We start from the raw sequence: 17,963 nt of genomic DNA on the forward strand, positions 1-17,963 counted from the left end.
GACGAAGAAGTAAGGGTCAGCCGCGGATCGTCGCCCAGAAGTCGCACTGGTGCTCAGCGGCGTAGTCGGTGATCATCCGACTGCCGTCGGTGCGCAGTGACATCCACCGCCGGTCGGGCCCGGCTCCGATCGCGGGCCAGTCGGGCTGGTCGACGGCGATCGGCGCACCGGTGACGACGAACCCTGTCCAGTACTCGATCATCTGGTCGGACAGCCGGCGCTGGGCGGAGTCCAGAGGCGGGGCGCCGCCGATGTCGAAGAGATAGCGCATCTCCAGCGAGTGGGTGGCGCCGATCGGGAACGGCACCTGGTCGTACAACTCCGGGGCCGGGGCGTGCGGGTCGTCGAATTCGTAGCCGTAGACGGGCGCGCCGCCGGCCAGGCCGCGCGCCATCCGGTCGGCCAGGCAGGCGAAGATGTCGTCAGTGGCAGCGGCCGCGTAGGCCAGCGAGACGCTGCCGTCGAACCGGCCCGGCGGATAGTGCTCGGCTACCGCGGCGGCGGAGTCGCGACCGAAGGTGTCGGCCAGCTCGTCCGGGTATTCGGCGGCGGTGATCTCCTGTCCGACGCGCAGATACCGCAGCGCGACGAACATGGTGAACTCATCACGGTTGACCCCCAGCAACACCGGCTTGCCCGCGGGGCCGCCCTCTGCCGGAGATTCCCGGAACGCCCGCACCGGATCCTTGGGCAGCAGCGCGCCGCCGACCACCGGCCCGCTGAGGTAATCGGTGCCGAACCGGGAGTACCACAGCGGCTTGGCCAACCGGTCGGGCGGCAGCGCCCGCAGACACGACGCAGTCAGCTCGTCAGGGTCGTGCGGCGCCGTGGCCCGTTCGCCGCACCCCAGGGACTCGGCGTATTCGCGGCTGATCCGCTGCGCCTCGGGCACCTCGACCTGGGCCTGGCACGGCCCACTCTGAATGATGGCGGCCCGAAACAGGCCCGCCGAGTCCGGGGCGGCCAGATGGTCACAGACCGACATGCCACCGGCGGATTCGCCGGCGATCGTCACTTTGTCTGGGTCGCCGCCGAATTCGTCGATGTTGTCGCGAACCCAACGCAGGGCCGCCTGCTGGTCGGCCAGCCCATAGTTGCCGGGGTCCCCCAGCGCCGGGTCGGCCAGGAAGCCGAGCGCCCCCAGCCGATAGTTCATCGTGACGACGACGATGCGTCCCCGGACGGCAAGCCGTTGCGCGTGGTAGATGTCGCCGGCCCCCCGCATGAAACTGCCGCCGTGGATCCACACCATGACCGGTAGCGGTTCGGCGGACGAGCCGGTGGGCGTCCAGACGTTGAGCGTCAGGCAGTCTTCGCTGATCGGATCGACGTCGGCAGCGTCGGGCTGGATGCACCAGGGCCCGCGTCTGACCGCGTCACGCACACCCGGCCACGCCGGCATCGGCGCCGGTCGTTGCCACCGCAACGGCCCGACCGGCGGCGCGGCGTACGGGATCCCTTGAAACAGCCGGTGATCCGGACCGACGGTTCCCCTCACCAGGCCGGAGCCGGTCCGCACCACGTCGGCGTTGAGCGCGACAGCCCGCGGCCCCACGCTCCGGTGCGACGCCGCCCCGTCCGAGCGCGCGCAGCCGCCGGCCAACACCGCAGTCAGCGCCAGGACGACGGCGCCGACCCGGCGACCCCACCGGCACGATCCGATCGACATGACCGAAGAGCCTAATCGGGGTGGATCAGCCCAAAGCGCCGCCACGACGGCCGGTGATCCGCAACACTGGGCTCAAACCTGACACGTGTCAAAAATATCGGCGAGGAGCAGGGTATGAGCACACCGATCATCGACCAGGCCGCCCGGGTATTCGTCGACCCCAGCGCCTATGCCGATGAACCTCGTCTGCACGCAGCCCTGACCCACCTGCGCGCACACGCACCGGTGTCCCTGGTCGATCATCGGCCCTACCGCCCGTTCTGGGCCATCACCCGCCACGCCGACATCATGGAGATCGAACGCGACAACCAGCTGTGGATCAACGCACCGCGTCCGGTGCTGGCGCCCGCCGACGCCGACGACCTGCAGCGCTCCCTGCTGGAGTCCGGAATGGGTCTGCGGACCCTGATCCACATGGACGATCCGCAACACCACAAGATGCGCGCAATCGTCTCAGATTGGTTCCGCCCCAAGGCGATGCGAATGCTCAAGACGCGCATTGACGAGCTCGCCCTGCAGTACGTCGAGAAGATGGTGCAGCTCGGCCCGGAGTGCGACTTCGTCCAGGAGGTCGCGGTCAACTACCCGCTGTTCGTGATCATGTCGCTGCTGGGCCTGCCGGAGACGGACTTCGGCCGCATGCTGCGGTTGACCCAGGAACTGTTCGGCGGCGACGACGAGGAGTATCGCCGCGGGTTGACTCCCGAGGAGCAGCTGCCGGTGCTGCTCGACTTCTTCTCTTATTTCGGGGCGTTGACCGCGGCACGGCGAGCACAACCCACCGAGGACCTGGCCTCCACGATCGCCAACGCGACCATCGACGGCGCACCGCTGTCGGACGTGGACACCGCCTCCTACTACGTCATCATCGCCACCGCCGGCCACGACACCACCAGCGCGGCGATCAGTGGCGGCCTGCGCGCACTCGTCGAGCACCCTGATCAGCGCGAGCGGCTCCGCTCCGACCTGCGCCTGATGCCCACTGCGGTCGAGGAGATCATCCGCTGGGTGACGCCGGTCAAGGAATTCATGCGTACCGCCACCGCGGACACCGAGGTCCGCGGCGTGCCGATCGCCGAGGGCGAATCGGTCTACCTGTCCTACGTTTCGGCCAACCGCGACGAGGACGTGTTCGATGACCCGTTCGCGTTCGACGTCGGCCGCGACCCGAACAAGCATCTGGCGTTCGGTCACGGCGTGCATTTCTGCGTGGGTTCGGCCTTGGCACGCATGGAGATCAACAGCTTCTTCAGCGCGTTGTTGCCGCGGCTGGAAGCCATCGAACTGGCCGGCGAGCCGCAGTCGGTGTCGACGACGTTCGTCGGCGGCCTCAAGCACCTGCCGATCCGCTACCGGCTCCGGCCCTGACCTGACAGCAGTGTCGCGGCACGGTGCGCGAGCATCGCGATCGTCGCGTGCGGCCCGCGACTGGTGATCCGGGGCAGCGCCGAGCCGTCGATCACCCACAGCCCGTCGATGCCACGCACCCGACACTGCGCGTCGAGCACCGCCGCCTGGTCGCCGTCGGCGCCGATCGGCGCGCTACCGCACAGGTGCTGTGATGTCGACCAGCGCGGTTCGCCACCAACGCCTCGCAACGCCAGTATCTGCTTGACCAGGTCCACGCCGCGGCGCAACGCCACCAGATCTTCGGGTTCGGTGTCATAGCGGTGTTCGATGCGGGGCGCTACCTGCGGATCCGCCGAGATCAGGCTTATCCGGCCGCGAGTTCGCGGAGTCATCAGCGCCACCCCGATCTGCGGCTGATCGGGCGTGTCGGTCTCCCCGACCATCGTGGCGAAACCGGCTGTGTAGGGCCGGATCTCCAAGTTCTCATGGTGCAGCACGGTCTCCAGTACGGGGCGACCCGGCGTGCCTGGCCATTCCGCTGCCACCAGCCATTCCGGGTGATCGGCACAGTGCGTGCCGACGGGAAGCGCTGCCCTTACCGCGACTCCCGCATCGCGCAACATCTTCTCCTCACCGACACCGGACAGCATCAACAGATGCGCTGAGCCGATCGCCCCGGCGCACAACACGATTCGATCCGCCGTCAGCGTCATGGGGCCCTGCTCACCGACCGCTTCGACTGCGATAGCTCGATCGGCTTCGATGGCAACACGTACCGCTCGGGTCTGCGTGAGTACCGCGAGGTTAGGCCGCGACAGCGCGGGCCGCAGGTATGCGGCACCCGGTCCGGTACGCACGCCGTCCTCAGTGACGTTGAGTGGCACCGCTCCGGCGCCGGATTGTGTCGTCAGCGTCGCGTCATTGAGGTCATCGATCCAACCAAACCCGGCTCGCTGTACGGCATCATTGAATCGCTTTGTGTTGTCGCACATTTCACGGGTGCGACGAACCGGTATCGGGCCCGCATCGCCGTGTTGGGGGCCCTGGAAGTCAAGGTCGGTCTCGACGGCCCGAAAGGACTCCAGCAGTTGCGGCCACGACCAGCCCGCGGGGTAGCCGGCAAAGTCTGCCGGGAGCCCCCGGCAGAAGTACCCTCCGTTGACCGCGCCGGAGCCTCCGACGGTCGCGCCGCGCACGATCGTCAGCGCATTGTCGGCTCTGCTGATCAGCTCGGCGCGGTACCGACGCACCAGCCGGCTGGCCGGCCCGATCGGCAACCTCAGCGCGTCGGCGGTCTGCGCGGCCAGGACCGGATCCTCCAGACCTGGGCCCGATTCGACCACCGTGACGGTGTAGGAGGGATCCGACGAGAGCATGGTCGCGACAATCGATCCCGCGCTTCCAGCCCCCACCACCAGCGCATCGCTGTGTACCACCGGAACGGTCAAGGCGGCCTAGCTGCGGATCTGCGGCTTGAGTGCGGCAATATTGCGTTCGCGCACCACCCCGGTCCACAGGCCGGCGCCGTATGCCAGATCGTCGACTCGCTTGAGCAGCAGATAGGCCGGCAGCCCCAGGGGCCGGGAATCGTCCTCACTGCGCGCGTGCCGCAGCCAGTCCACCACCCCGTCGGCGACCGCCGCCAGCAGAAGCGCCCGGCGGCATCGCTGTGACACGCAGGCGGCCAGCAGGGCGACCGGCCAGTAGTGCCGGCACAGGGCCGAGGCGAGCTGCAGCCCGGCGCTCGCCAGGCCGCGCAACGTCACCATCAGCACATCTGCCGGCGCGGTGTCCGGGCCGCGCATAGATCGGGCAACCCGGTGTCCGGTCATCGCGGCGATCGCCAACGAGACCAGATAGCCCACCGCCGAGCCGAGCGCCATCAGCGCCCAGCCCGCCAGCGCCCAACCCGAGATCACCATGGGTGCGGCCTTGTCGGGATGACGGGCGGACAGCGGCGCCGCCGAGCCCCCGTAAAAAGCCTTGCGCGCCACCCAATCCCGCAGCTCTATCCGATGATCGTGGGCGACCTGCGCAATCGGCTCATAGCGCAGCCTGCTGCCGGCGTCCACTAACCGCCAGCACAGGTCGACGTCTTCGCCGGAATGCAACGCCTCGTCGAAGCCGCCCAGCTCCCGTAGCGTGCTGGAGCGGCAGATGATCGCCGCACTGGGGACGTAGGCGACCTTGCCGTAAGGCACCACCGGCGCCTCGCAGCCACCCAGGTCCAGCGACGAGCGGATGGCCTCGTACCGCGCGACCAGGTGACCGCTGTCGGCCATACCGACAATGCGGGGGGCGACCAGGGCCACGGCCGGGTCGCAGAAGTGCCCCAGCAGTGCCTCCAGCCAGCCCCGGCGCGGCAGCACGTCGGAATCCAGGAACGCCACGAAATCTGTCGTGCAGGCCATCAACCCGGTGTTGCGCGCGGCCGCCGGCCCCCGGTTCTCCTCGTGGCGCAGCACCTGCACCTCGCAGCAGTGGGCAGCGGTCAGATCCTCTTGGCGGATCGGGACCTGCGATCCGTCGTCCACCACCACGACACGTAGGCCGCGAAGTGCCGCTACCAGCCGTTGCAGCCCGACGATGTTGTCTCGCACCGGGATAACCACCGTCACGTCGCGATACGATGGCCCACCTGCGGGCCGGGGGTGGGCAACGGTGGCGTCGAGCAGGGTACGGGCCAGTTGTGCGCTGACGGCGTCGCGTACCTCCAACCGGCCGTCGGACAACATGCCCTGGGCGGCCGGCGCCAACCGCAGCAGCCGGGTCGGCGAACCGCCCAGAAGCGTGGATCCCCGCCCCAGCACCCGCACCTTCCGGTCGACCTGCACGGCGAAACCGTCCGGCAGCCTAGCCGCGGTCATCGCAGCATCCCGTCGGGCCCGGGCGCCCAGGCGCCGAGGGCCGCCAGGCCGGCCTCGGTCATCTCGCCGAAGAGTCGTTGCCCCTCGACTGCCGTGGCGGTGGTCGGGTCCCCCAGCACGCCGACGGCACTCACCGCGGCAACACCGCCCTCGCGCATCGCGGGCAGCAGTTGCACCAATGGCGCGCTGTTGCCCGGAAGCGCCCGGTCAAACCTGACACTGTCGGGCGAAAGATGCAGCAGCAGAGACGTTTCAGTGTGGCCGGCATGGGCATCGGCCCCCGGAGCGGCACACGGGAGCCACGCCACGTCGCGGCCTTCGAACCGAAGCCGGCCTACCGCCTCGATCAAGGCGGGCACATTGCCGCCGTGGCCGTTGACGAAAACCACCCGCCGCGCCCAGCAGCAGGCCGAGCGGCCGTACTCCAGCAAAAGCTGGATCAGCGCCTCGGTGCCGATCGAGATGGTGCCGGCAAAGCTCTGATGCTCGCCGCTGGCCCCGTAGGCAATGGCCGGCGCGACCGCCCAGCCCTGCCCCGGCCCGGCCCCGGGCGACCGCTCGGCCAGCTCCTGGGCGAGCGCCTGCGCGACCCGGGTATCGGTGTCCAGCGGTAGGTGCGGGCCGTGCTGCTCGGTCGACCCCACCGGGACCAGAAGCATCATCCCTTGCCCCGACAGCTGACCCTGTAGCCGGTTCTGCAGCTCGCTCCAGGTCGAACCACCGAGCTCGCCGCCAACCGCCATCGGACGATGGTAAGCGAATTCACCTGTCGTACACCAGTTGTTGACGAGTACGACCGCCGTAAATTTTTCGCGCCAGGGGCTCGAAATGCTCCCGGCTGATCACGTCCGTCCCGTCCGCCACGGGCGTATCAGGATTGGCCCTGATTTAGCAGGTGGGCGCTCCAGTCCGACGAACGGCGGACCGGAGCCATCACGACTAGACCTCAGCGTTGGGCACGCCCAGCGCCCGGGTGAATCCGGCCGGAATCAGGATGTCGTCCGTCGACAGATCGTGCACCGAGGCCCGGCCGAGGCCCATCAGGGCCGAGTCGATGCCGCCCCGGAGGATGTCCAACACGTTCTCCACCCCGGGCTGTCCGGCGGCGCCCAGCCCCCACAGGTAGGCGCGTCCGATCATCACGGCACGGGCTCCCAGCGCCACCGCCTTGACGACGTCGCTGCCCCGTCGGATGCCACCGTCCAGCAACACCTCGATCTGGTCGCCCACGGCCTCGGCGATGGCCGGCAGAGCCCGGATCGCCGCCGGGGTGCCGTCCAGGTTGTTGCCGCCGTGATTGGAGACTGAGATCGCCGAAACACCGGCATCCACAGCACGTTTCGCATCGTCCACCCGCATCACGCCCTTGAGCATGAACGGCCCGCCCCACAGCTCACGCAGCCAGGCGATATCTTCCCAGGTGGGCGGTGGGGTACCCATCCACTCCCCATAAGCCTGGAAGAACGGCGGCCCCGCCTCGCCGCGGCCCGCCTGGTTGGGCACCCGCAGGCTCGGCGGACGCATGGTCTTGGCCCACCGCAGGAACCATCCCGGCCTGGTGAGAGCCTCCGGCATCATCTTGACCATGGTCTTGAGATCCATCTTCTCCGGGATGGTGGGGCTGCCCCAGTCCCGCCCGTGCGAGAAGCTCCAGTCGGTGGTGGCGATCATCCCGACGGCCCCGGCCGCCCGGGCGCGCTCCACCCGCTGAGCAATCGCGTCGCGACCGCCCAGCCAATAGATCTGAAAGAAGGTCTTGGGGTTGGCCGCGATGACCTCTTCCATCGGCTTGCTGGCAAATGACGAGAGACCCATCGCGGTGCCGCGCGCCGCCGCCGCGCGCGCGACGGCTACCTCGCCATCCGGGTCGACCGCCTGCACTCCAGTCGGCGAGATCATCACCGGCATCGAGATCTCTTGCCCCATAACCGTTGTCGACAGTTCGCGACTGGCAGGCGCACCCACCACATGCGGGGCGAATCCCAGTTCGCTGAACGCCGCCACGTTGTCGCTGACCGTCAGGCCCTTTTCACTGGCCGAGATCAGCGAGGAGTAGGCAGACTTCGGGAGCCGCTTTTTGGCTCGTTCCTGGGCAATAGCAACAGTTTCGAACCAGACATCACGAGCCATTATCAGATGGGACTTTCATTGCAGAGGCGGGCCGGCGGACGCATGGACAGCGTCAACGGCACCACAGTGGTGATCGGCTTGCCGCGGGAATGGTCCGCGGCCGGGCGGGGCTTGGTGCGATCGGCAGCCAGCGCGGGTGCGCCGTAGCCCTGGACGCATTCCGGATCCGGTCCATCCAGCGGCAGTCCGGTGAAGAACTTTGCGGCCATGCAGCCGCCCCGGCAGCTGTCGTAGTGGTCGCAGCTTCCGCAGGCGCCGGCGGACTGCGGCTCCCGCAGTTCACGAAACAGCGGAGCGTGCTTCCAGACGTTGTCGAAACCTCCGTCGGACAGCACGTTTCCGGCCAAGAAGCGGTCGTGGATGGCGAAGGGACAGGCGTAGACATCACCGACGGGGTCGATGAGGCACACCACGCGCCCGGCGCCACACATGTTCAGCCCGGCCAGCGCGCCGGGCGCGCCAAGTCCGGACAGGTGGAAGAAGGAGTCACCGGTGAGCACCCGCTCCCCGTTGGCCACCAGCCAGTCGTAGAGCTGGACCTGCTGGTCGGCGGTCGGGTGCAGGTCGTCCCACACATCGGCGCCTCGCCCCGACGGCCGCAGTCGGGTGATCCGCAGCGTCGCACCATAGCGGCTGGCCAACTCGGCAAAGTCGTCAAGCTGGTCGATGTTGTGGCGGGTCGCGACGACCGAGATCTTGGCGTCGGAGAATCCGGCCGCGGCCAGGTTCTCCAGCGCCCGGATCGCCATATCGAACGAGCCGGGGCCACGGATCGGGTCGTTGACCTCTGCGGTGGCACCGTCCAGGGAGATCTGGACGTCGACGTAGTCGCTGGCCGCCAGCTTGGCCGCCACCTCGGGGGTGATCCGCAGGCCGTTGGTGGAGAACTTCACGCCGACGTGGTGCTCGGTGGCATAGTCCACCAGCTCCCAAAAGTCCGAGCGCACTGTGGGTTCCCCGCCACCGATGTTGACGTAGAACACCTGCATGCGTTCCAGCTCGTCGATGATGTCTTTGCACTGCCGCGTGGACAGCTCGCGGGGATCGCGCTTGCCCGACGAGGACAGGCAGTGCACGCACGCCAGGTTGCAGGCGTAGGTCAGCTCCCACGTCAGGCAGATCGGAGCGTCAAGCCCGTGCTCGAATTGTTCGATAAGCCGGGGCACCGGTGCCACGGATGTCATTGGCCCTCCCTGGGCATCAGCATCTTCGAGTCCGCCAGCACGCCCAGCGCATGCAGGTACGGACCCTGATCGGCATCGTCGACTCCGGCTGCGCGGCAGGCGGATCGGACATCGTCGTGGTCCGGAAGAGACCGCACCACCTCGACGATGGTGCGGTTCTTCAGGAACGACAACTTACGGGTGCCGAAGTGGTACAGCAGCGCACCAAACGGCTCCGGGCGGAGCGCCACCTGCGGGTGCAGCTCCCAGCCGCGGTCGGGGTCGAACACTGTTGCCTCCGAGGCCACGGCGACCTCCGGCATGGTCAGTAGACGCCGCACATGCCGTCGATGGACACCTCTTCGACCAGGCTTTCGGTGACGAGCTCGGCATTGGTGTCGTTCTGCTGGTTCTGGTCCATGACGCGGGCCTTTCTCACGTTCGGGTTCGACAAAGGACTGTCGTGTCGGTCACAATCTCGGACAGAATATGGCATCGAGTGCCGTAAAGGAAGTGGGGCTGTGAGATGGGCGGTACGCCGGGTCCGCACCCCCGCGCCGGGCGGCGCCGCTCCACCACGCCGCAGCACATCACCGACGTGGCGATCGACCTGTTCGCCGCCCGCGGATTCGGCGAGGTCAGCGTTGATGACGTGGCGCAGGCCGCCGGCATCGGCCGTCGCACGGTGTTCCGGTACTACGCCTCGAAGAACGCCATCCCGTGGGGCGACTTCGACGCGCACCTGCACCAGCTACGGGAACTGCTGGACGGTATCGAACCCGGAGCGCCACTCGGTGACGCGCTGCGTGCGGCGCTGTTGGCGTTCAACACGTTCGGCGAGAGCGAGACGGCGCGCCACCGCCGGCGGATGCGGGTGATCCTGCAGACCGATGAGCTGCAGGCCTACTCGATGACGATGTACGCCGGCTGGCGCAGCGTCATCGCGGAGTTCGTGGCACGCCGGGCGGGTCTGGACCCTGATGACCTGCGGCCGCAGACGGTGGCGTGGATGATGCTGGGGGTGGCGCTCAGCGCTTACGAACGCTGGCTCGGCGATGAGTCGCTGGTGTTGCCACAGGTTCTCGGCGACGCGTTCGACGCGATCCGCGGCGGCCTGGACTGAGCGTCAGCATCTACCCCGCGATATCGCGATAGGCGGCCACTACCGGCTCCAGCTCGTCAGGGGTGGCGCCGTGCATGATCAGCGCGTCGGCGCCGTAGTCGAACTCCTGGCGGATGCGCTCGGCGCAGCGCCGCGCCGTACCGGTGGCCGCCGGCTGAAGCCACTCGTCGGGGATCAACGTCGCGATGTGCTCGATCTGCGCGGCGCTGGCCTTGTGGTCGATACCGCCCGGAATCGACGTCACCACCGGGTCCTCGCGGAAGCGCTGCAGCACCGCCGGGTCCCAGTTGTTGGTGCGCACCAGCAGATCGCCGTAGCCCTGCAGGTAGGTGGCCAGCCGCGCCACGGTCTTTTTCAGCCGCAGCTCTTCGGGCAGGTGATCGCCCACCGTGGCGAAACACGACCACACCCGCACGCTCGCCGGGTCGCGGCCGGCTCGTTCCGCGGCGTCCTTCACCGTTTTCACGCTGCGCTGCAAGGTCTCCGGAGTGAAGTAGGTGTGCAGGATGACGTCGTCGAAGAACGCTCCGCCCAGCTCGAGCGTCTTCGGCCCGAATGCCACCAGCGCCAGCCGGATGTCTTCGGCGAAGTCCGGGTCCAAGAACAGCACCTGATAGCGGCCGATCGGCCCGTCGTGGTTGAAGATCACCTCGCCTTGCCAGAGTCGGCGCATCACCTGTGCGAAGTCGGCCATCTGCGCGGTGGTGACGTTCGGGATCCCGAATGCGGCGTACATGGCAGCCACGCCGCGGCCGATGCCCAGGGTGAACCGTCCCCGCGACAGTCGGTGCATGGTGGTTGCCCATGACGCGGTGATCAACGGATGGCGGGTGTTGTGATTGGTTGCCGCGGTGGCGATCTGCATCCGGCCGGTGACCGCACACGCGGCCCCGACCAGCGACGATGCCTCTTTGACGTTCCAGCGTTCGGAGATGAACGCGGTCCCGAACCCGAGGTCCTCGCCACGGCGGGCTTCATCCATCAGCGCGGCCGGACCTTCCCCGCCGGCGCCGGCCAGCAAGTAGTAGCCCAGTTCGTCGAGGACCCGTTCAGTCATGCCCAAACCCCTTGCTTGTAGCCGCAATTCCACACCTCGGTGATCCTGCCGTCGATCACGCGGAACACGTTCGGCCGCCTTTCGTCGACACTTCCGCAGGGTTGCCTATCGATGGGTTTACGGTACGGTATTCAGTTGGATGCCGTGGGAGGAAATGCGATGAAGGTTCCGTTCACCTGGAAGGTCACCGGCTGGTTCATGATCGGCTGGTCACCGGAGTTCGCCGCCGGAACGACCCGGGCCCTGCACTACTTCGGCGAGGACTTGGTCGCCTACCGCGACGCCGACGGCGAACTGCATGTGATGGAGGCGCACTGCAAGCACATGGGCGCCCACCTGGGCCACGGCGGCACGGTGGTCGAAGACCGCGTCGAGTGCCCGTTCCATGGCTGGCAGTGGGGCCCCGACGGCTGCAACAAATTCATCCCCTATCAGCCGGACCGGCCGAACAAGGCGTTGCGCCTGCGGGTCTACCCGGTCCGCGAACAGCACGGCTGCGTGTTCGCATGGCACCACCCCGACGGCGCCGAACCCCACTGGGAGATGCCCGACATCTTCGGCAAGTTTCCCCAGTTCACCGCCGGCCCGCAGGACTACTACCGGGCCTACCCGGAATTCTCCCGACGCCTGGAGGGCGAACCGGTCCACCCGCAGATCGTCGCCGAGAATGCCGCTGACAGCGCACATTTCCAGTACGTGCACCACGCGACGGTGACGCCGAGGGTGCTCGATTGGAAGATGGCCGACCAGGAATGGCAGTTCGTCGCAGGCTGGCCCGACGAGCGCGCCGACGACCCGGAGCAGATGGCGTTGCGGTTCCACAGCCATCTGTTCGGGCTTGGCGGGGCGATCAGCATCTTCGAGGGCGTGCAGCAGCATCGGCTGATCTTCACCTGCACCCCGGTCGACGAGGGCCGCTCGGACCTGTTCTATTCGATCTGGTGGCCGCGGATTCCCGGTGATGACTCCGAGGCACCGCCGGATGACGTGCGCGCGCGGGTCGAGAAGCAGTTCCTGACCACCGTCGAAGACGACCTGGGAATCTGGCGCTACCAGCGCTACATCCAGAATCCGGCACTGTCCAAAGTCGACGCGAAACCCGTTTATGACGCTGCGGAAATGGGCTACACAGTTTTACGATGTGCCGCCCACCGAGGCCGTCTTGAGATGACCGCCGGGCTGGCGGACCTGGTAGCGCCTGCGCACACCGCACTGATCACCCAGGAGCTGCAGGGCGCGGTGGTGGGGCCCGACGCCGGCTTGGCGGCCCTCGCCGACGAGGCGCGCCGTGAGGCATTGCCCAACATCAGCCGGCTGCTGCCGGCGGCGCGGTCGGTCGGCGTTGCGGTGGTGCACTGCCTGGTGCACCGTCGCCCGGACGGCTTGGGTTCCAACCACAACGCGCGGTTGTTTTCCGCCGGCCGCCGCGCGGTGCGCATCGATCCGGGCAGCGCCGGTGCCACCCTGCTGCCCGAGTTCGGGCCGGAGCCGGCTGACCTGGTACTCAGCCGCTACCACGGCCTCGGGCCGATGGGCGGAACCGATCTGGATGCGATCCTGCGCAACCTGGGAATATCCACCGTTGTCGCGGTGGGGGTCTCGCTGAACGTCGCCATCCCCAACCTGGTGATGGACGCGATCAACGCCGCCTACCGCGTGGTGGTGCCCCGCGACGCGGTGGCCGGTGTCCCGGCCGAGTACGGTGCTGCCATCATCGACAACACGCTGTCGCTGCTGGCGACGATCACCACCACACAGGAGCTGATGGACACGTGGCAACCCTGACCCAGTTCACCGTGCCGGAGGTCACCGACGCCGTGGCCGCGGCGATTCCCGACCGCGACATGATCATCCAGGGCGACCGACGCTACACCTATGCGCAGATCCTCGAGCGGTCCAACCGGCTGGCGTCCTACCTGCACTCTCGCGGGCTGGGGTGCCACACGCCGCGGTCGGACCTGTCTGCGCACGAGACCGGCCAGGATCTGTTGGGGATCTACGCCTACAACGGCAACGAGTTCGTCGAGACCCTGCTGGGCAGCTTCCGGGCCCGGGTGGCGCCGTTCAACGTCAACTACCGCTACGTGCGCAAGGAATTGGCCTACCTGCTGGCTGATTCCGGCGCCACCGCGCTGGTATATCACGCCGCGTTCGCCCCCACCCTGGCCGAGGTGCTCCCCGAGCTTCCCCAGCTCAAGGTGCTGATCCAGATCGCCGACGACTCCGGCAACGCCCTGCTCGACGGGGCGGTCGACTACGAGACGGTGCTGGCGGAAAGCTCCCCGGAGCCGCCGCCGGTGCAACCCTCGCCCGACGACCTGTATGTGCTCTACACCGGTGGCACCACCGGGATGCCCAAGGGCGTGCTCTGGCGTCAGCACGACATCTTCATGGGCTCGTTCGGTGGCCGCAACTTGATGACCGCCGAAGAGGTCAGCTCCATCGATGACATCGTGGGGCCGGCCGGGGCGAACCCGGGGATCAAGCTGATGATCCTGCCGCCGCTGATCCACGGCGCCGCGCAGTGGGCCGTGATGACCGCAATCAACACTGGCCAAACCCTGGTCTTCCCTTCGGTTGTGGACCATTTCGACGCCGATGACGTGGTACGCGCCATAGAGCGGGAAAAAGTGATGTCGGTGACCGTGGTCGGCGACGCGATGGCCCGGCCGCTGCTGGATGCGATCCGCAAGGGCAGCGCCGACGTGTCGTCGCTGCTGGTGGTGGCCAACGGCGGCGCCCTGCTGACGCCATATGTCAAACAGCAGATCGTCGAGACCCTGCCCGGCGCCATGGTGATCGACGGGGTCGGCTCGTCGGAGACCGGCGCCCAGATGCGTCACATGTCGACCTCGGGTGCCGTCTCCACCGGAACCTTCGCCGGCGGACCGGACACCTGCGTGGTGGCCGAGGACCTAGGGGCCGTGCTGCAACCCGGGCACGACGGGCTGGGCTGGCTCGGCCAGCGCGGCTACGTCCCGCTGGGTTACAAGGGCGATGCAACCAAGACCGCCGCGACGTTCCCGGTGATCGACGGGGCGCGCTTCGCCGTTCCCGGCGACCGGGCCCGGCACCTGGACGACGGTTCGATCGAGCTGCTCGGCCGGGATTCGGTGACGATCAACTCCGGTGGGGAGAAGATCTTCGCCGAGGAAGTCGAGACGGCGCTCGCCTCACATCCGGGTGTCGTCGACGTGGTGGTCGCGGGCCGGCCCAGTGAACGCTGGGGCCAGGAGGTGGTGGCCGTGGTGGCCCTTGCCGAGAATGCCGCCGTCACGGCCGCCGAACTCATCGAGCACGCCGGCGGGTCACTGGCCCGCTACAAGCTGCCCAAAGCAGTCGTGTTCCGGTCGACGATCGTGCGCAGCCCGGCCGGCAAGGCCGACTACCGGTGGGCGCGCGAACAGGCCGAGCAGGGCTAGCGTCGTCAGCCGCGTTTGATCCGCCGGCGAGTCCGGTTGCGCGCCGAGCGCAGCATCGCGTCGGCGTAGAAGCGCATCGCGGGCCGAAACGGCGGCGCCGCACTGCCGGTCATGCTGAACGGCAGGTCGGAGCCCACCACGGTCCGGTAGTGGCTGAACGCGTCAAAACCCGCCTTGCCGTGGTAGGCGCCCATGCCGCTGCGACCCACCCCGCCGAACGGTGCCCCCGACGGAATCATCTGTGCGGCAAAGTCGTTGCGGGCCACTCCACCGCTTCGGGTGCGCTGCACGAAGGACCGGAATCCCTTGCCGCCCGGACCGAACCAGTAGGCGACCAGCGGGGCGGGGCGCGAGTTAATCGTCTCGATTGCTTCGTCGAGGGTGCCATAGCCCTGCACCATGAGCACCGGACCGAAGATCTCCTCGTCGGAGATGCGCATGGTCGCATCGGCGCCGCGCACCAGGGTGGGGGCGATCTTGCGGGAAGCGCGATCCGGCAGCGCCTCCCCGTCGGGCGCGACGGTCTCTACCACGGCGCCGCGGTCGCGCGCGTCGTCGATCAGACCCAGCACCCGGTCGAAGTTGGCTTCGTTGACACTTGAGCAGTAGTCGCCATTGGTCAGGATCGTCGGGAACATGTCCCGCAACGTTTGCCGGGCGACATCGACGAATGCGTCGACGTCGCGCTCGGGCACCAGGACATAGTCCGGGCACACGCAGACCTGACCGCCGTTGACCATGCGGGCTGCCGCGATCCGCTTCGCCGATCGCGCGATATCGGCGCCGGGCGCCACCACGACGGGGTTCTTCCCGCCCAGTTCCAAGGTCACTGGGACCAGGTTGTCCGCGGCAGCGCGCTGCACCAGCGCACCCACCGACGGCGAACCGGTGAAGAAGACGTGATCGAACGGCAGCCCAGCGAACGCGGCCGCCACATCAGCGCCGCCGGTGATGACGGCGAATTCGTTCTCGTCGAAGTACTTCGGTGCCAGGTGCGCCATCAGCTCGGCGGTGTGCGAGGTGATCTCAGACATTTTGACCATCACCCGATTGCCCGCCGCGAAGGCTGCCGCCGCCGGCACCACCACCAATTGCAGCGGGAAATTCCACGGCCCGATGATGCCCACCACGCCAAGCGGACTGGGCCGCACCTCGGCATGCAATCCGACCAGCCGGGCCGCACGCAGCAGCTTGCTGGGACGCATCCATTGTCGGACATGCGATCTGGTGTGCTCGACCACGGGGACGATGCCGATCATCTCGGTGGCCAGTGAGGCCGCGCGTGACCGGGTGCCGAAATCTTGTGCCATCGCCTCGGTGAAGGCGTCGACGTTTTCGAGCACCATCGCCAGCAACCGATCGATGCGGTTGCGCCGGACCGCGGCACCCGGCGGCCCGTCGTCGGTGAAGGATCGCCGCTGCTTCTCCAGCAGACTCGCCAGCTCGGCGGTCACGACAGGTCCAGCGGCCCGTTTTGTGCCACGGTCTGCAGCTGACCCAGTTCCACGCCACGGTCGGCAGCCGCTTCGATGCAGGCCGCAACGTCCTTGCGCATGAAGGGTGCAACGACTTTGGCGAAGCTGTCCACGCCACCGGCCGATTGCACGTATCCCGCGGCCCGGCTGCCGCCGCTGCACTGCGCCAGCGCCTCGAACAGGCTGGTATCGCGCACGCCGAGGTTCTTGCCCAGCTCGACCGCGGCGGCGACCAGTTGCGCGTTCGCGGCGAACAGCACGTTGTTGATCAGCTTGAGGTTGAGCGCGGTGCCCAGTGCCCCGGTAAGGATCACCGGGTCGGCGTAGGCCGCCAAGACCGATTGCGCGCGGGCCACCGCGTCGTCGGGGCCGCCGAGCAGCACGGTCAGCCTGCCGGCCTCGATGTCATGAGCGCCGCCGCTGACCGGAGCATCCACCAGCGCCGGGCCGTTCGGGAACTCCGCCGCCAGTGCGGTCAGCGTGCTCACCGTCCCGGTGGTGTGGGAAACCACGACCGTGCTGGAGTCGGCATTGGCCAGCAAGCCGTCGGCGCCGCCGGCGACCTCGAGCAGTTGTGCGTCGGAGAACAGGCAGCTGATCACGACGCCGGCATCGCGGGCGGCCGCGGCGATCGACTCCACTGGCACGGCGCCGGCGGCGTCGAGCCGTTCGCGCACCTCGGGCCGTCGGGCATAGACCTGAACCCGATGCCCGGCGGCGACAAGGCGCGCGACCATCGGTTCGCCCATCTGGCCGGCTCCCACGAATCCGACGACCTGGCCCGTTGTGCTCATTCTCGGCTCCTCAAGGCAGCTTTCGGCTATCCGGTAAGGGCAACCGTAGCATTGTCCGCGAGCGCCGAATTCGTTACAGTCGTGCTTACTGTCGACTTTTCGGGTACACCAGAAGGCTGGCGAGGATGACCAACCCGCAGCGCAAGGTCGTGGTCGTGGGCGCGGGGTCGGGAATCGGCGCCGCCACCGCCGCGCACTTCTACGAGCGCGGAGATTTCGTTCTCGCCGTCGACGTACACACCCACCACACGCCGGCATCGCAATACGCCAACTGCGACCTCCGGGATGCCGCGGCCATCGCGGAGTTCGCCGCCGAGATCGGTGACGACTGGGATCTGTTGGCTCATGTCGCCGGCGTACCTGGCACCGCATCGGCCGCCGACGTGCTGACGGTCAACTACCTGGGCATGCGGCTGATGACCGAGGGCCTGCTGCCGCGGCTTCGTCGCGGCGGGGCGGTGGTCGCAGTGGCATCGACGGCGGCACTCGGGTGGGACCAGCGCATCTCGGTGCTCAACGGCCTACTCGAAGCGACAGACGCGCAGGCCGTCCAGCGCTGGCAGGCTAGCCAGGACCCGGCCTATCCTATCTACAGCACCTCCAAGCAGGCCATGATCCTGTACGCCAAGCGGCGCGCCGCGACCGCGCACGCCGAGTACGGCGTGCGAATCAACACCGTGAGCCCGGGCCCCGTCGAAACGCCGATCCTGCCCGACTTCGAACAGTCGATGGGCAAACAGACGCTCGACACCGTACGCGCCACCGTCGGCCGGCACGCCGGCGTCGACGACATCGTCCCGGTGATCGACTTCCTGGGCTCCCCCGCCGCCGGCTGGATCACCGGCCAAGACGTTCTCGTCGACGGCGGCTTCATCAACGCGATCACCGCCGGCACACCCATCCCCACATAGGG

16 protein-coding genes and 2 pseudogenes are annotated in these 17,963 nt (G+C 68.1%); 6 read left to right on the forward strand and 12 right to left on the reverse strand.

The window, feature by feature from the left end; genetic code table 11:
* Positions 1–16: 16 nt before the first annotated feature.
* Positions 17–1,669, reverse strand: coding sequence for a carboxylesterase/lipase family protein (locus tag MJO54_RS19085; protein ID WP_240175323.1), 1,653 nt, complete (start codon positions 1,667–1,669; stop codon positions 17–19).
* A gap of 114 nt (positions 1,670–1,783) precedes the next feature.
* Between MJO54_RS19085 and MJO54_RS19090 the strand changes: the two genes are divergently transcribed.
* Positions 1,784–3,037: a cytochrome P450 gene (locus tag MJO54_RS19090; protein WP_064888753.1), complete on the forward strand. Its 1,254-nt coding sequence runs from the start codon at positions 1,784–1,786 to the stop codon at positions 3,035–3,037.
* Here the strand turns inward: MJO54_RS19090 and mftG are convergent.
* The 7 genes from mftG to mftA all read right to left on the reverse strand — a co-directional run bounded on the left by mftG (position 3,019) and on the right by mftA (position 9,600).
* Entirely contained in the window at positions 3,019–4,467 is a 1,449-nt protein-coding gene (gene mftG, locus MJO54_RS19095; RefSeq protein ID WP_046285388.1) for a mycofactocin dehydrogenase MftG, read from the reverse strand. The genes MJO54_RS19090 and mftG overlap by 19 nt on opposite strands.
* Positions 4,468–4,473: 6 nt before the next feature.
* The gene (gene mftF / locus MJO54_RS19100) at positions 4,474–5,886 is read right to left on the reverse strand and encodes a mycofactocin biosynthesis glycosyltransferase MftF (RefSeq protein ID WP_240175324.1); all 1,413 of its coding nucleotides are present in this window, start codon (positions 5,884–5,886) and stop codon (positions 4,474–4,476) included.
* On the reverse strand, positions 5,883–6,629 hold the full coding sequence (gene mftE, locus MJO54_RS19105) for a mycofactocin biosynthesis peptidyl-dipeptidase MftE (protein WP_240175325.1): 747 nt from the start codon (positions 6,627–6,629) through the stop codon (positions 5,883–5,885). The genes mftF and mftE overlap by 4 nt, the downstream gene beginning before the upstream one ends.
* Positions 6,630–6,825: 196 nt before the next feature.
* A complete protein-coding gene (mftD, locus tag MJO54_RS19110) occupies positions 6,826–8,016 on the reverse strand; it encodes a pre-mycofactocin synthase MftD (protein WP_065153114.1) in 1,191 nt (396 codons plus the stop codon).
* 2 nt (positions 8,017–8,018) lie between these two features.
* On the reverse strand, positions 8,019–9,200 hold the full coding sequence (gene mftC / locus MJO54_RS19115) for a mycofactocin radical SAM maturase (protein WP_064888749.1): 1,182 nt from the start codon (positions 9,198–9,200) through the stop codon (positions 8,019–8,021).
* Positions 9,197–9,502 carry a mycofactocin biosynthesis chaperone MftB gene (mftB, locus tag MJO54_RS19120; RefSeq protein ID WP_240176003.1) on the reverse strand — a complete coding sequence of 102 codons (306 nt, stop codon included), beginning with the start codon at positions 9,500–9,502 and terminating at the stop codon, positions 9,197–9,199. Before mftB ends, mftC begins: the two co-directional genes overlap by 4 nt.
* A gap of 2 nt (positions 9,503–9,504) precedes the next feature.
* Positions 9,505–9,600, reverse strand: a complete 96-nt coding sequence (gene mftA / locus MJO54_RS19125) for a mycofactocin precursor MftA (protein ID WP_081654424.1) — start codon at positions 9,598–9,600, stop codon at positions 9,505–9,507.
* Between the two features lie 105 nt (positions 9,601–9,705).
* On the opposite strand from mftA, the gene mftR reads away from it, so the two are divergent.
* Positions 9,706–10,302 carry a mycofactocin system transcriptional regulator MftR gene (mftR, locus tag MJO54_RS19130; RefSeq protein WP_064888746.1) on the forward strand — a complete coding sequence of 199 codons (597 nt, stop codon included), beginning with the start codon at positions 9,706–9,708 and terminating at the stop codon, positions 10,300–10,302.
* Between the two features lie 10 nt (positions 10,303–10,312).
* Here mftR and MJO54_RS19135 read toward each other — a convergent pair whose 3' ends face one another.
* Together MJO54_RS19135 and MJO54_RS23850 are read right to left on the reverse strand one after the other, a co-directional pair.
* Positions 10,313–11,359: a TIGR03857 family LLM class F420-dependent oxidoreductase gene (locus MJO54_RS19135; RefSeq protein WP_240175326.1), complete on the reverse strand. Its 1,047-nt coding sequence runs from the start codon at positions 11,357–11,359 to the stop codon at positions 10,313–10,315.
* Positions 11,356–11,427: pseudogene (locus tag MJO54_RS23850) on the reverse strand (nuclear transport factor 2 family protein); the annotation flags it as partial. The pseudogene MJO54_RS23850 and the gene MJO54_RS19135, both read right to left, overlap by 4 nt.
* Before the next feature lie 91 nt (positions 11,428–11,518).
* Between MJO54_RS23850 and MJO54_RS19140 the strand changes: the two are divergent.
* The 3 genes and pseudogenes from MJO54_RS19140 (at position 11,519) to MJO54_RS19150 (ending at position 14,781) form a co-directional block, all read left to right on the forward strand.
* Positions 11,519–12,530: pseudogene (locus MJO54_RS19140) on the forward strand (aromatic ring-hydroxylating oxygenase subunit alpha).
* Entirely contained in the window at positions 12,527–13,144 is a 618-nt protein-coding gene (locus tag MJO54_RS19145) for a cysteine hydrolase family protein (RefSeq protein ID WP_240175327.1), read from the forward strand. Before MJO54_RS19140 ends, MJO54_RS19145 begins: the two are co-directional and overlap by 4 nt.
* Positions 13,132–14,781 carry a medium-chain acyl-CoA ligase Mig gene (locus MJO54_RS19150; RefSeq protein ID WP_046285379.1) on the forward strand — a complete coding sequence of 550 codons (1,650 nt, stop codon included), beginning with the start codon at positions 13,132–13,134 and terminating at the stop codon, positions 14,779–14,781. Before MJO54_RS19145 ends, MJO54_RS19150 begins: the two co-directional genes overlap by 13 nt.
* Positions 14,782–14,786: 5 nt before the next feature.
* Here MJO54_RS19150 and MJO54_RS19155 read toward each other — a convergent pair whose 3' ends face one another.
* Both MJO54_RS19155 and MJO54_RS19160 read right to left on the reverse strand, forming a co-directional pair.
* Positions 14,787–16,214, reverse strand: a complete 1,428-nt coding sequence (locus MJO54_RS19155) for an aldehyde dehydrogenase family protein (RefSeq protein WP_240176004.1) — start codon at positions 16,212–16,214, stop codon at positions 14,787–14,789.
* Between the two features lie 17 nt (positions 16,215–16,231).
* A complete protein-coding gene (locus tag MJO54_RS19160) occupies positions 16,232–17,050 on the reverse strand; it encodes an NAD(P)-dependent oxidoreductase (RefSeq protein WP_046285668.1) in 819 nt (272 codons plus the stop codon).
* Positions 17,051–17,175: 125 nt separating this feature from the next.
* On the opposite strand from MJO54_RS19160, the gene MJO54_RS19165 reads away from it, so the two are divergent.
* Positions 17,176–17,961, forward strand: coding sequence for a coniferyl-alcohol dehydrogenase (locus MJO54_RS19165; RefSeq protein WP_046285667.1), 786 nt, complete (start codon positions 17,176–17,178; stop codon positions 17,959–17,961).
* Positions 17,962–17,963: the final 2 nt, after the last annotated feature.

The sequence above is a fragment of the Mycolicibacter virginiensis genome, assembly GCF_022374935.2.
Taxonomy (GTDB): Bacteria; Actinomycetota; Actinomycetes; order Mycobacteriales; family Mycobacteriaceae; genus Mycobacterium; species Mycobacterium virginiense.